The organism is Domibacillus sp. DTU_2020_1001157_1_SI_ALB_TIR_016 (genome assembly GCF_032341995.1).
Classification (GTDB): domain Bacteria; phylum Bacillota; class Bacilli; order Bacillales; family Domibacillaceae; genus Domibacillus; species Domibacillus indicus_A.
In genome coordinates this window covers 3,288,918-3,302,115 of the sequence record NZ_CP135439.1, presented here as the reverse complement: position 1 = coordinate 3,302,115, position 13,198 = coordinate 3,288,918, and the positions used below count along the sequence as shown (strand labels likewise).

Here is a 13,198-nt window from a genome sequence, read left to right as displayed (position 1 = left end):
TACATATAAAATGTGGAGAAAAGGAGACGAACAGCATGGAGCATTTGTTTACACCTTACAAAATAAAAGGACTTGAATTAAAAAACCGTGTCGTGATGCCGCCAATGTGCCAATACTCGGTAGAAGCAAAAGACGGAATCGCAAATGACTGGCATTTTGTTCACTATGTCAGCCGGGCAGTTGGCGGAACAGGCTTTATTATTATTGAAATGACCGACGTAGAGCCGGATGGCCGTATTACAGACTTTGACTTAGGTTTATGGTCAGACGAGCAAATCCCAGCTTTAAAACGAATTATTGATGCTGTTCACCAGCACGGAGCAAAAGTGGCGATTCAAATCGCTCATGCCGGACGCAAAGCAGAAGATGCGGAGCAGCCGGTGGCACCATCTGCCATTGCTTTTGACGAGAAGTCTAAAACACCAAGAGCATTATCGACGGAAGAAGTAAATGAGATGGTCGAAAAATTCCGGTCTGCTGTCCGCCGGGCAGTGGAAGCAGGAGTGGACGCCATTGAGCTTCACGGAGCGCATGGCTACTTGATTCACCAATTCCAGTCGCCGCTGACAAATAAACGGACTGATGAATATGGACAAGAGTTAACAAGGTTCGGAAAAGAAGTGATTGCTGCGGCTAAGAGCGAAATGCCTGAAGACATGCCGCTTATTATGCGTATTTCTGCAAGAGAATATGTTGAAGGCGGCTATGGCATTGAGGAAAGCATTGCCTTTTCAAAAGAGTATAAAGCAGCAGGTGTTGACATGTTCCACATTAGCGCAGGCGGCGAAGGCCCAATTGCCGCAGCTGGACGGCCGGGTACGCATGCCGCTTATCAAGTACCGCTGGCGCGGGCTATTAAAGAAGCGGTCGACGTACCCGTTATTGCAGTCGGGCGCCTGGATGAGCCAGTTTTGGCCAATGCGGTGATCGGCAACGAAGAAGCTGACCTTGTGGCGGTCGGACGTGGCATGCTGAGAAATCCAAACTGGACGCTTGAAGCAGGTGTTCAATTAAGAAAAGAAGCAGGCATTCCTAAACAGTACCAAATGGGCTTCCCAAGAAAATAAAATAGAAGCAGGAGCGTTTGAACAAGTTTGTTCAGACGCTTTTTTATGAGTAAATAATGAATGAAGACTCATTTGGGTTTTTGTACAATAAAATGAAAACAGGATGTTAACAAGGAGAGTGAATAGAAATGAAGTCTTTTTCTTTGATTCAAACAAAAGTGGAAAATAAGATCGCTTACATGACGCTGAAAAATCCGCCTGTGAATGCGCTGAATGAAAGATTGCTGGAAGAGCTGGAGCAGTGTATCGATGAGCTGAATAACAATCCGTCTGTCAGAGCTGTTATTTTAACAGGGGCTGGCTCTTTCTTTGTGGCCGGGGCAGATATTAAAGAATTCACATCCTTGTTTGGACAGGTAGAAGAAGCAAAGAAAGCCGCACAGAAAGGCCAGGCATTATGTACAAAAATAGAGCAGTCCGAAAAACCGATCATTGCCGCGATTAATGGTGCCTGCCTGGGCGGGGGGCTGGAACTGGCGATGAGCTGTCATCTGCGGATTGCGGTACATGAAGCAAAACTCGGGCTTCCCGAAACAAAGCTTGGCTTGATTCCAGGCTACGGGGGGACGCAGCGCCTCACCCGGTTAACGAATACGGCAACGGCGCTTGAACTCATTTTAACCGGCCGGTTTATAGATGGACGGGAAGCAGAACGGATTGGTTTGGTGAACCGTTCTGTCGAGGCAGATCAGCTTTTGCAAGAAGCGGCCGGGATGGCGGAGCTCATTTCACAGAAAAGCCGCTTGTCTGTAAAAGCAGCGATGCAGGCTGTATTCGCGGGTGCAGAGCTGCCGCTTGAGAACGGATTGGCGCTTGAAGTGGAACAATTCGGTGCGCTGTTTGCTTCACAAGATGTGCAGGAGGGCGTAACTGCTTTTATCCAAAAGCGCCCGGCTCTATTTCGGGATCAATAAACCCTCTTTGTATGGAGCTCTAGGTTTATTGTATAATAAACCTAGATTGTAAAATGGAAAGCGAGTGTTCAGTGTGGGACGTAAATGGAATAACATTAAAGAAAAGAAAGCATCAAAAGATGCCAACACAAGCCGTATTTACGCCAAATTCGGCCGTGAAATCTATGTAGCAGCCAAGCAGGGCGAGCCGAATCCAGAAAGCAATCAGGCGCTTCGGATGGTGCTCGAGCGCGCGAAAACATACAGCGTGCCTAAAACGATTATAGACCGGGCGATCGAAAAAGCAAAAGGCGGAGCGGAAGAAAACTACGATGAGCTTCGCTACGAAGGATTTGGACCAAGCGGCTCTATGGTAATCGTAGATGCCTTAACAAACAACGTGAACCGGACCGCTTCTGATGTGCGGGCTGCGTTTGGGAAAAACGGCGGAAACATGGGTGTGAGCGGTTCGGTTGCTTACATGTTTGATGCAACAGCCGTATTTGGCTTGGAAGGAAAAACAGCAGACGAAGTGCTGGAGCTGTTAATGGAAGCCGATATCGATGTACGGGATGTGCTTGAAGAAGAAGATTCCGTGATTGTGTATGCGGAGCCGGATCAATTCCATGCCGTGCAGGAAGCGCTGAAAGCAGCGGGCGTAACAGAATTTACAGTTGCGGAGCTGACGATGCTTGCTCAAAACGACGTAACATTGTCAGAAGAAGACCTGGCACAATTCGAAAAAATGATTGATGCTATCGAAGATTTAGAGGATGTGCAGCAGGTATACCACAACGTTGATTTAGGATAAGAAGAAAAAAGCAGCGCTCTAAGGAAGCAGCTGCTTTTTCTTTTGTCCAAAACGCTTTAGCAAGATAAACTGGATTATTTTGGGGTGTGCCTGCTATCATAAAAGAAGAATAAGAAACAAAAGTGAGGGTGCATCATGTTTGATTTTTCGACATTGCTGACGTTTACGGCGGTTGTGATCGGCTTGTTTTTGGTTCCCGGTCCGGCTGTTTTACTAACGGCAGCACGAACGGTTCAAAACGGGCGGAAAGCCGGTGTTATTACCGGCCTGGGTCTTGCAACGGGTGATTTAATTCATACTATTTTTGCGGCGGTCGGCCTGTCGGCTATTTTAATGACATCTGCTTCCGCATTTAATATGGTGAAATGGGCTGGTGCCTTTTATTTATTTTATATGGGCATCCGGGCTGTTTTTGCTAAGGCCTCTCAAACGGAAATGGCAAAGGCATCGGCGGCTTCAGCCGGGCGCATTTATAGACAAGCGATTCTGGCAGAAGTATTGAATCCGAAAACGGCGCTGTTTTTTCTGGCTTTTTTGCCGCAGTTTGTGGATCCAGCGCGCGGTGCGTCTATTTTTCAATTTATGACACTCGGTCTCATTTTCGTGCTGCTCGGCGTAGTGTATACAACGCTGATTGCGCTGGCCATCGAACCGATCAGCGAGCGGATAAAGCGCATTTCCTGGCTGAACCGGGGCGGCGGTAATAAAGTGATCGGGGTGATTTATATCGGCCTTGGCGTTAAAATAGCATTTCAAGGGCGTTAAAAAACAGCCTCTGGCAGGAGAGGCTGTTTTTTATTAAGCGTGTTTCCATGCTGTAGATTGTCCGGATTTAGGGCAGGATGGAAAAGTATCGCCCTGTGCAAGCTCCACTTTGTCTTTGTCTTCATCTACATACGTACCGGCTTCTGTCACGCGGTCGCCGGTATTGTGTATATGATCTTCATGGCGCCAGGTGGTCGGTGCATTTGTATTCGGGCAGACAGGAAATTGTTCGCCTTCCTTTAATTCTTCCCTTTTGCCAGCGGCACAAATGTAGGTGCCGGTTTCTTGAACGGGTTCATCTGTGTGGTGAAGATCTTTTATTGTGCTCATCGGAAAAGTCCTTTCTTTTTTCGGCTTAAAAGAGCTTTTGTGTAGTAGAATAGCCGGGAATACGGAACTTCAAACATTTTCTAGAAAAAAGAAGGCTTTAGAAAGGGGCAGGCGGGGAAAGAAAAGGAATAAGCATTCTTTAAAAAGGAGGACACTCTCAATGACGAGCCATAACGCTGCCGCATATTTTAAAAGCATTAGTCCACGGCAGATGATCATGCATACCACTGGAAAAGATTCCGTCTCTAATATGGATCTTACTGTTATTGCCGATTTAAATAAGCGGTACCACCTGCGAGATGAGGTGATTAATGTCCTTATTCAATACATACTTTTGGCTTCCTTGTCTCTCAGCCACCCGTCGCTTTTTAAAATTGCGATGCATTGGAGCAGATTAAAGGTGGAAACCGCAGAAGAAGCAATGAATCTCGTTCAAAAAGAACATACAAAATATAAAACGCTTTGGATGACGGACATTCTTCACTCGAAGAAAAAACCCGTCCTCACGGTGGATATGATCCGCGGGGCGGCTGCCAGTAATTTAACAGATGAACAGCTTGGCGCTTATGTTCGGGAGCTGTTTACGCGCTCATAAAAAAGCTTCAGCGGCTCGATGCCGCTGAAGCTTTTTAGTTTTGGCGATATCGCCATCCGCCGAGGGAAGAGATATCTTTTCCGGCCGCTGCCGCGCTTGCTTCACACAAGAATCCCTGCACATGTGTGCCATCTTCGAGCTCAATAGTGCCAAAACCAAGCGGCGATGGAATAAGAGAAACAAACGACCCTAATTGAGAAAGAGGCATTTCCCACAATTCCAGTTCAATAGAGAAGCCATCCTCTGTTGTTCGAATGAGCCCTGGTTTTTTCGGCATGGTATCGAGCTCTACAAGCTTATATTCGGGAGCTGTTTTTGCTTCCCGGACAAAAATGGCTTCGTGCTCGAGCATTTGCTTTTCAAGCGGAAATCCTTTCATATGAAGGCCGCAGACAGCAACGAGCGTTGTGGATGGTTTTTCAGGGGCGCGGCGGCCGTGCAAAAACAAGCCGGCGAAGCCCGTAATCAAATGCTCATCTCTTGGTCCTGAAAATAGTGTGATGCCAAAAGGCAAGTTCTCTGCTGCATCTTCGGCCGGAATGTTCACAGCAGACAAATCGAGCAAATTGCAGTGATTTGTATAAAGCCCCATTTGACTGTTTGTTTGAACAGGTTTGTTGCGGACCTCTTCGCGTGTCCACGTACCGCCGGCTGTCGGCATAATCAAAACGGCATCTTGCAGCTGCTGATGAGCTTTTTGTTTAAACGCCTGAAGCGTATGCATTGCCTTGAAAAGGGAGGCGGCATCATATTCCGGCTTAGCTCCGGATCGTAATACGGTTTCTGTTACCGGGAATACGGCGCTTTGATGTTCGTTAATGAACGAGCCCAAATCAGCCCAGCGCTCTGCTACCCACGGGCCGTCGTATAAAACAGCCGCCGCCTCGGAAAGGTAGGTGACATCGATCGATTCAACAGGCAGACCGAGCGCATGCAGCTTTTCTAACGTATGCTGCCAGGCTTGTTTGTATTGATCTGCGAATGGTCCGTAAAAAACCGGCAATTCGCTTGGTACTAATATTTTTTGGGGAAGCGCTGATGCCTGGCGTGTAATCTGTTTCGACCATGGGTCCCGGGCATCAAAGCCACGGGCAGCTTGATCGACAAGATCTGCATCATCTAAGCTGTTGGCAAAAACCGTTACACAATCAAGGCTCGCACACGCCGGAACGACACCTTTGACCGGCCATGCACCCAGGCTCGGCTTGTAGCCGATCAATCGGTTGAGCCCGGCCGGTACGCGTCCGGATCCTGCTGTGTCTGTGCCGAGTGAAAAAGCTGCCTGGCCGCGGGCGACGGATACGGCGGAGCCCGCGCTTGAACCACCGCTGATTAAATCGGGGTTCAGCGCATTTTGCGTTTCGCCATACGGGCTTCTTGTTCCAACGAGGCCAGTCGCAAATTGGTCCAGGTTTGTTTTTCCGACTGGAATAGCACCGGCGTCAATCAAGCGCCCAACGACGGTTGCATGTTCATCGGGTGTGTAAGCAAATTCTGCACACCCCGCTGTTGTCGCCACACCAGCAAGGTCGATGTTGTCTTTAATGGCAAACGGAATGCCCCAAAGCGGTGCCTGGGATGGATCGATAGTCTTTAACCGCTCCACGTAAGGGCGGATGAAGCTCCAGGACGGCGGTGTAATCCAAATATTCATGTCCCGGTCAGTCTCAGACCGTTCGATAATTTGTTCAACGACCATCTCCGGCTTTAAGCTGCCAGATTGGTAGCCCTTCTTTAACTCACGAATGGATAACGTTTTCGGCAGGTTTATCGTCTGCATCAAAAGCACCTCGCTTTTCTTTTGTAATGGAAACAATCAACTGTCCCGCATGAACTTCATCTCCTGGCGCTACATAAACAGACTCGACAAAGCCATCACATGGAGCCGGCTGGGGAAACTCCATTTTCATGCTTTCTTCAATGATAAGCGTATCGCCTTTCTTCACTTCGTCTCCTGGAGAAACAAGAACCTTCCACACACTTCCAGGCATTGAGCAGCGGACCGCTTCCGCTCCTTCCGGAATGGTTTCTTCCGCTGGCTCTGCTGCTTCGTGTTCGGACACATATTCCGTAAGGCCAAGCTCGCGCCAGCTTTCCCGCTCGGCACGGAAAGCAGCCTGCTGTGTTTGGCGGAATTCCTGGGCGCTTTCTTCAATGGATTCAAGAAAAGCTAAATAGTCGCCGAGTTTAAAGGTGGTTTCCGTAATGTCGATTTCAAAACGTCCGCGCAGGAAGTCTTCACGCATTTCAAGCAGTTCGTCCGCACTAACCGGATAAAATTGAATTTGGTCGAAGAAACGGAGCAGCCACGGCTTGCCAGCCTGGAAGCTTTCGGTTTCACGAAGCCGGTTCCAAACCTGTACAGTACGGCCGACAAACTGATAGCCTCCTGGTCCTTCCATGCCGTATACACACATGTAGGCACCACCGATCCCGACTGCGTTTTCCGGCGTCCATGTACGAGCCGGGTTGTATTTAGTGGTCACAAGACGGTGGCGTGGGTCGACCGGCGTTGCGACAGGGGCACCGAGGTAAACATCTCCCAGGCCGAGAACAAGATAATTAGCGTCAAATACGATACGTTTTACATCTTCGATGTCGTTTAACCCGTTGACCCGGCGGATAAATTCGAGGTTGCTCGGGCACCACGGAGCGTCAGGGCGGACGTTTTTCTGATAGCGCTCGATGGCCAGCTGCGTCGCCGGATCATCCCAAGAAAGGGGAAGCCGGACGATGCGCGATGGCACTTCAATTTCTTCAAGAGGCGGAAGCTTTTCATCGATCGCTGCAAGAACTTCGCAAAGCTCCGTGATCGACATTTGAGAAGCATCGATATGAACCTGCAAGGAACGGATACCCGGCGTTAAATCAAGAACCGGAATGTCAGAGCGTGCTTGAACGGCTTCCATTAAAGCGTGAACTTGAAAACGAAGCAGAAGGTCAAGCTCCATATCACCGTATTCAACCAGTACGTGTTCGTCGCCTGCTGCCCGGATCGTCATTGGGAAGCTGCCCGTTGACTGCTCAACGAGAATCGGATAATCCGGCGTAAGACGGGCCGCTTTTTCTGGAAGCGATGGAAGCAGAGAAGACACTTCCTTTAACCCAATGGCATTCAAATGCTCCTCTTGTGCCTGGCGAAGAGCTTCGGCTTCCTGAAGCGTGAGCAGCTGAAAACGGATGCGGTCGCCGGCGTGCAGCTGGCCGATCTTCCAAAATTCTGCGGAAGCCGTCGTGACCGGGCAGACAAATCCGCCCAGGCTCGGCCCGTCCGGACCAAGTAAAATCGGCATGTCACCTGTTAAGTCAAGTGTTCCGATGGCATACGCATTATCATGAATATTAGACGGATGAAGGCCGGCTTCACCGCCGTCTTCACGTGTCCAAAGCGGGGCAGGCCCAATTAAGCGGACACCAGTGCGCGAGCTGTTAAAGTGAACTTCCCAGCTTGTTTCAGTGAGCTGCTCCAGGTATTCCGGCAATAAAAATTCAGTTGTACAATGAGGGCCTGGGATCACACCAATGGTCCATTCTTTTGTTAAAACCGGCTGTTTGTCTGCCGCAAGCGCCGCAGGAGAAGGAAGGGAAACAGGATGAACCTGCAAAACATCTCCCGTCCGCAGCGCCCGTCCGCCATGTCCGCCGAATCCGCCAAGGGTGAACGTTGCGGCACTGCCGAGGTGAAGCGGCATATCTAAACCGCCTGCGACGAGGAAGTAAGTGCGCATGCCTGTTTCGGCTTCACCGAACGTCAGCACCTGTCCGCGCTTTGCCTGCACAACCGTATACATAGGCACCGCTTCTTTATCCAGTACAGCCTTCATGTCCGCTCCTGTCAGGCAAAAAGGAGTATCGCTGCGAAAACGGTAAGACCCGCCGCGAAGAGTCAGTTCAAGACCAGCAGCCCGGTCTTCATTCCCTAAAAGTTTATTGCCGATTCGGAACGAAAAAGGATCCATCGGTCCGCACGGAGGAACGCCTACATCCCAGTGGCCGATGCGGCCCGGCCAGTCCTGCACGGTCGTTTGAATGCCGCCGTCAAGCACTTCAATCGCCTGTTCCGCCGGTGTAAAACCGTCGAGCATACGGGTATGAACAAGACCGCTTCGGCAGTCGTTTTCCTGCAGGAGCGCTTGAATGAATTGAAGGTTCGTTGTGACACCGTAAAGGCGCGTTTCACAAAGTGCTGCGTGCAGCTTGTCGATGGCTGCTTCGCGCGTATCAGCATGAACAATCACTTTCGCAAGCATAGGGTCGTAAAGAGACGTCACGTTCAGCCCGTCCCGCACCCATGTTTCAATGCGGGCTTGTTCAGAAAAGCGGACCTGGTCGAGCTGGCCGCCGCTTGGCCGGAAGTCGTTCAAGCAGTCTTCTGCATAAATGCGAGCTTGAATACTGTGGCCTTTTGGCGCTTTGTACAAGTGGCTGAGCCCGCGTAATTCGCCTGCTGCCTCGCGCACCATCCATTCTACTAAATCGATGCCAAGCACTTCCTCCGTCACGCCATGCTCGACTTGAAGCCGGGTATTTACTTCAAGAAAATAAAACTGTTCTGCTTCTGGATCATATAAAAACTCGACGGTTCCAGCACTCCGGTAGCCTACTTCTTCTGCAAGACGCTTGGCAGAGTCGAGCATTTGTTTACGGACCGCAGAAGAGAGGCAGGGAGCCGGGCTTTCCTCAACGACTTTTTGATTGCGCCGCTGAATCGAGCAATCCCGCTCGCCAAGCGCGGCTACCTCACCGAATTCATTGCCGAAAATTTGCACTTCTACATGGCGCGCTTTTTGAATGTATTTTTCTAAAAACACACCGCCATTGTTAAAGTTGGTCTCGGCCAGACGGCAGACTGAATCGAAGGCGTCACGAAGCGCAGTTTCATCCCCGCAGACACGCATGCCGATGCCGCCGCCGCCTGCTGTGCTTTTCAGCATAACCGGATAGCCGATTTGTGCTGCTTCTGACAAAGCTGTTTGAAGATCTGTAATGAGTGCTGTACCGGGAAGAAGCGGGACGCCCGCTTTTTCCGCCATTTCACGGGCAGAATGCTTTAAGCCGAACAGCTCCATTTGTTCTGGTGTTGGGCCGATAAATGCAATGCCATTTTCGCGGCAGGCACGGGCAAAATCAGCGTTTTCGCTTAGAAATCCGTATCCGGGGTGAATAGCCTGAGCGCCTGTTTGGATAGCGGTGTTTAAAATAAGCTCGGTATTTAAATAGCTGTCTTTTGCTGCGCCTTCCCCAATTAAAATCGCTTCATCTGCTAAATCAACATGCAGGCTGTCCTGGTCTGCTTTCGTGTAGACGGCAACAGAGGCGATGCCCATTTGGCGAAGGGTTCGTTCAATGCGGACGGCAATGGCTCCGCGGTTGGCAATTAATACTTTTGTAAACATGGTCATCGCTCCTTTAGTTTTGATTCCAGATTAGCAGTTGAATCGGTGTCGGATTGAAGGCGTTGCAAGGATTGTTTAACTGCGGGCAGTTGCTGATTAGGACAAGTGTCCGACTCACTGCCTGCATTTCCACGTAGTAGCCGGGAGCCGAAACACCGTCAGCAAAGGTTAATCCGCCGTCTGGTGTGACCGGTACATTCATGAAAAAGTTGACGTTAGGAGCTAAATCCCGCTTTGTAAAGCGTGGGTCGTTTTTGGAAAGCTGCAGCATAAACGTATCACGGCAGTTATGCATCGGCAGCGTATCGTGTGAGTAGCGCACTGTGTTGCTTTGTGCTGAGCAGGCGCCGCCGATCGTATCGTGACTGCCGCACGTATCAGCCACAATTTTGACCAGTTCTTTGCCTGATTCAGATAAAAGAACAGAGCCGGTTGTTAAATACATATTGCCCTGGCGCGTAATCGTGTTGACCGCACTGTAATGATCCGCCGGATTATCAGCATCATAAAACAATGTGTCCGCTGCTTGATTTCCCTCCAAGTCGACAATACGAAGCACCTGTCCCGGCTCTAGCGTATACGTCCAGCCATCTCCCGCTGGGATGGTTTTATTGTAAAAAGCATCCTCTGCTTTTCGATCACTCACAACATGATGTAATACCGCCATTATCGAACTCCTCCTTGAGTAAGCATTGTGTAGTCCCATGTATTTTCAAACGCGCGCCGGTTTTCCGGGCGGTGATTCAAGCAAAGGTCGTCTTCCTGCACCGGTGCTGCATCCGTAATTTCGATTTTCACCGGTACAGAAGGGTAGACGGGGCTTGGGTCAAGCGGATTTGGCGTATTGGATAAAACGAGCAGAACATCTAATTCCGTCCGCAGTGTCACAGAGTCGCCTTTTTTGGCATGGCCGGAAACAAAATGCATGCGGCCGTCTTCCGTGCAGTACACTTTGGAAAACAAATTCACAACAGGGACGAGATCGCGTGTTGTCAGGCCGTTTCGGAACAGTTCAACGGCAAAGTTTTCTTCACCGCTTCGATACCAGTCGTTTCGTTTTTCCTGATAGGTTGTTCGTCCGTAGCGCTCGTCGACGATACGGCGTGAGATGTAACCGGAAATCGTATCATGCCAGCCGAGTGAGTCATCTGTGAGGCTGGCCAGCACGCGCCCGTTATCACTCATCAGCACGTTTCCTGTCGTTAAGTGGGCAGTGTGCTGAGCTTTTAATGTATCCGGCATATTGTAGCGCTCTGCTGTATCCATGGTGGAATAAAGAAGAAGAGAGACGTTAGCGCCATCCTCCATCGCCGTAAATGTAATGGACTTGCCGCGGCTGATCCGGCCGGACCATTTGCCGCCGGCAGGAATATACTTTGTTAACATATCAGTCATGTAAAACAGCCTCCTTTTAAATGAACAAAGCGCAGGGCGCTCATATGGAATCATGAAAAAAGGATAAAAGCCCGGGAGATGGTCATCTCCCAGGCTTTTATCCTTCCGTGTATACAGCAGCAGCTGTACGCTCTCTCTCGGACCAGGCTTTAAAGAAGAACTCTTTAAACGGAACCCTAGACAGCTTTTTGTTTTCAACGCGATGTGAAAACCTTTATTGGTTTATGCAACAAGTATAACAGTCTGAAAAAAATGAAAACAATGTTTATGTTAGATTATCTCACATCGTTTTTTGCTGCACAATCGGTTTTGTTTGAACATCCCGCTGCTTGCTTTGAGCTGACAGCCAGGCTTTTCTAGCCTGCCAGTAAATGAAGCCGGCAATGACCCAGATAACTCCATATGTCAGCGTATGCTTATCTAACAGCGTCAGAAGCCAGCCGATAAACCCGGCACCGATCATTGGGAAAACAAGATACAAAAACGTTTCTTTCGGTGAACGCTTCTTTAACTTTATATAGTAATGGGCAATAACCGATACATTCACGAATGTAAAAGCAGTTAAAGCGCCAAAGCTGACAAACATAACTGCTGTATCTAAATTAATAAAAACAGCGGATAAAGAAACGGCAGCGACAAACAGGATGTTTGCGACCGGTGTTTGATATTTCGGATGAAGAGAGGTAAACAGTTTCTCCGGCAGAATCGATTCACGTCCTAAAGCATACATAAACCGACTGACACTAGTGACAGAGGAAACCCCTTGCGTAAACGTAGCGATGATCAATACCATAATAAATAACGAGCTTAAGAGGTTTCCGCCAACAAGCTGTACAAGGCTGTAAGCGGCATTGTCGGGATTGGTAAATGTAAAGTCAGGATAAGCAACCTGCGTTAAATACGAAATCGCAATGTACATCGCCGCAGCCATAAACACAATGAGGAAAATGGCTTTCGGGATCGTTTTATCCGCTTCGATCGTTTCTTCTGACATAGTGGTGACGGCGTCAAATCCGAGAAAGCAGAAGCAGATCAGTGCGGCACCGGAAAAAACAGCACCCAGTCCAGCATGTTCACCGAAAAACGGCGCGAGCGAAAACAGGGAGCTTGACCCGGTGTCGCCAGTCATAATATCTTTTACGATGAATAAGCAGAACAACAGGATAAATCCAATTTGTACAAGAACCGAAATACCACTGACGCGTGCGGCAGACTTGATGCCGACAATATTCACGACCGCAAGCACCACATTCATCACAATAATCCAGACGAAAACCGGAATGGCTGGAAACTCGGTATTCATAAAAATGCCAAAAGTTAAAACCGCAATGATGGGTGAGAAAATATAATCCATTAATAGAGCCCAGCCGACTAAAAATCCGGCTGTGGGATGGATTGCTTTTTTCGTATAGGTGTAAGCAGAACCTGAAATCGGATACGCTTTGACCATGCGGCTGTAGCTGTAAGCAGTAAAGAAAATAGCCAGAAAAGCAACGATATAAGCAGCGGCCATCATCCCGCCTGCCGCTTTAAATGCAACACCGTAAACGGTAAAGAAAATCATCGGTGTCATCCAGGCAAGCCCCATAAATACAACTTGATGCAGCTTCAGTGATTTCGCAAGTGTCGTTTTTTCAGTCATCTTTATTCACCCTCTTTTCCGAATGTAGCGGAAAAATAAAAAAGCCCGGGAGAATTTTATTCAAAATTCTCCCGGGCTTTTATCCCTCCGTGTATACAGTACATACTGTACGCTCCCTCTCGGACCAGACGTTTTTCAACCGGAACCCTAGGAAGCATCTTTGTTCTTGATTGCGATAATAAGAACCCCTATTTGTTTGATAATACGGAGTATAAGGAGAAAAAAGAGTGTGTGCAACGAACATGTTAGATTTTATAACAAAATATTTCGAAAACTCTTTTTTGCGTTCCCTTTTTTCTTCTTT

11 protein-coding genes and 2 riboswitches are annotated in these 13,198 nt (G+C 48.9%); of the genes, 5 read left to right on the top strand and 6 right to left on the bottom strand.

Annotated features, from left to right (window positions below; all coding sequences use genetic code 11):
* Window positions 1–35 precede the first annotated feature (35 nt).
* From RRU94_RS25055 to RRU94_RS25040, 4 genes are all read left to right on the top strand, one after another.
* Window positions 36–1,067 (top strand): NADH:flavin oxidoreductase/NADH oxidase, encoded by a 1,032-nt coding sequence (locus tag RRU94_RS25055; RefSeq protein ID WP_315693546.1) that lies wholly within the window; start codon window positions 36–38, stop codon window positions 1,065–1,067.
* A 128-nt stretch (window positions 1,068–1,195) separates the two neighbouring features.
* A complete protein-coding gene (locus tag RRU94_RS25050; protein ID WP_315693545.1) occupies window positions 1,196–1,981 on the top strand; it encodes an enoyl-CoA hydratase-related protein in 786 nt (261 codons plus the stop codon).
* 73 nt (window positions 1,982–2,054) lie between these two features.
* On the top strand, window positions 2,055–2,771 hold the full coding sequence (locus RRU94_RS25045; RefSeq protein ID WP_251272490.1) for a YebC/PmpR family DNA-binding transcriptional regulator: 717 nt from the start codon (window positions 2,055–2,057) through the stop codon (window positions 2,769–2,771).
* Window positions 2,772–2,906: 135 nt separating this feature from the next.
* A complete protein-coding gene (locus tag RRU94_RS25040) occupies window positions 2,907–3,536 on the top strand; it encodes a LysE family translocator (protein WP_315693544.1) in 630 nt (209 codons plus the stop codon).
* A gap of 33 nt (window positions 3,537–3,569) precedes the next feature.
* Here RRU94_RS25040 and RRU94_RS25035 read toward each other — a convergent pair whose 3' ends face one another.
* Window positions 3,570–3,866, bottom strand: a complete 297-nt coding sequence (locus RRU94_RS25035; protein WP_315693543.1) for a hypothetical protein — start codon at window positions 3,864–3,866, stop codon at window positions 3,570–3,572.
* 160 nt (window positions 3,867–4,026) lie between these two features.
* Here RRU94_RS25035 and RRU94_RS25030 point away from each other — a divergent pair, with 160 nt between their 5' ends.
* Window positions 4,027–4,461, top strand: a complete 435-nt coding sequence (locus RRU94_RS25030) for a DnaD domain protein (protein WP_315693541.1) — start codon at window positions 4,027–4,029, stop codon at window positions 4,459–4,461.
* A 34-nt stretch (window positions 4,462–4,495) separates the two neighbouring features.
* On the opposite strand, the gene atzF is transcribed toward RRU94_RS25030, so the two are convergent.
* The 5 genes from atzF to RRU94_RS25005 all read right to left on the bottom strand — a co-directional run bounded on the left by atzF (window position 4,496) and on the right by RRU94_RS25005 (window position 12,894).
* On the bottom strand, window positions 4,496–6,241 hold the full coding sequence (atzF, locus tag RRU94_RS25025) for an allophanate hydrolase (protein ID WP_315693540.1): 1,746 nt from the start codon (window positions 6,239–6,241) through the stop codon (window positions 4,496–4,498).
* Entirely contained in the window at window positions 6,201–9,857 is a 3,657-nt protein-coding gene (gene uca / locus RRU94_RS25020) for an urea carboxylase (protein ID WP_315693538.1), read from the bottom strand. Before uca ends, atzF begins: the two co-directional genes overlap by 41 nt.
* Before the next feature lie 13 nt (window positions 9,858–9,870).
* On the bottom strand, window positions 9,871–10,524 hold the full coding sequence (locus RRU94_RS25015; protein ID WP_315693536.1) for an urea amidolyase associated protein UAAP2: 654 nt from the start codon (window positions 10,522–10,524) through the stop codon (window positions 9,871–9,873).
* Window positions 10,524–11,252: an urea amidolyase associated protein UAAP1 gene (locus RRU94_RS25010; protein WP_315693535.1), complete on the bottom strand. Its 729-nt coding sequence runs from the start codon at window positions 11,250–11,252 to the stop codon at window positions 10,524–10,526. Before RRU94_RS25010 ends, RRU94_RS25015 begins: the two co-directional genes overlap by 1 nt.
* Window positions 11,253–11,336: 84 nt before the next feature.
* Window positions 11,337–11,443, bottom strand: a riboswitch (guanidine-I (ykkC/yxkD leader).
* A gap of 89 nt (window positions 11,444–11,532) precedes the next feature.
* On the bottom strand, window positions 11,533–12,894 hold the full coding sequence (locus tag RRU94_RS25005; protein ID WP_315693534.1) for an APC family permease: 1,362 nt from the start codon (window positions 12,892–12,894) through the stop codon (window positions 11,533–11,535).
* A 66-nt stretch (window positions 12,895–12,960) separates the two neighbouring features.
* Window positions 12,961–13,056, bottom strand: a riboswitch (guanidine-I (ykkC/yxkD leader).
* Window positions 13,057–13,198 lie beyond the last annotated feature (142 nt).

Excerpts from the sequence above, each read along its gene's own strand:
- RRU94_RS25055 (WP_315693546.1), top strand. The coding sequence starts at position 36 with ATGGAGCATTTGTTTACACCTTACAAAATAAAAGGACTTGAATTAAAA.
- RRU94_RS25050 (WP_315693545.1), top strand. The coding sequence starts at position 1,196 with ATGAAGTCTTTTTCTTTGATTCAAACAAAAGTGGAAAATAAGATCGCT.
- RRU94_RS25040 (WP_315693544.1), top strand. The coding sequence starts at position 2,907 with ATGTTTGATTTTTCGACATTGCTGACGTTTACGGCGGTTGTGATCGGC.
- RRU94_RS25035 (WP_315693543.1), bottom strand. The coding sequence starts at position 3,866 with ATGAGCACAATAAAAGATCTTCACCACACAGATGAACCCGTTCAAGAA.
- RRU94_RS25030 (WP_315693541.1), top strand. The coding sequence starts at position 4,027 with ATGACGAGCCATAACGCTGCCGCATATTTTAAAAGCATTAGTCCACGG.
- atzF (WP_315693540.1), bottom strand. The coding sequence starts at position 6,241 with ATGCAGACGATAAACCTGCCGAAAACGTTATCCATTCGTGAGTTAAAG.
- uca (WP_315693538.1), bottom strand. The coding sequence starts at position 9,857 with ATGTTTACAAAAGTATTAATTGCCAACCGCGGAGCCATTGCCGTCCGC.
- RRU94_RS25015 (WP_315693536.1), bottom strand. The coding sequence starts at position 10,524 with ATGGCGGTATTACATCATGTTGTGAGTGATCGAAAAGCAGAGGATGCT.
- RRU94_RS25010 (WP_315693535.1), bottom strand. The coding sequence starts at position 11,252 with ATGACTGATATGTTAACAAAGTATATTCCTGCCGGCGGCAAATGGTCC.
- RRU94_RS25005 (WP_315693534.1), bottom strand. The coding sequence starts at position 12,894 with ATGACTGAAAAAACGACACTTGCGAAATCACTGAAGCTGCATCAAGTT.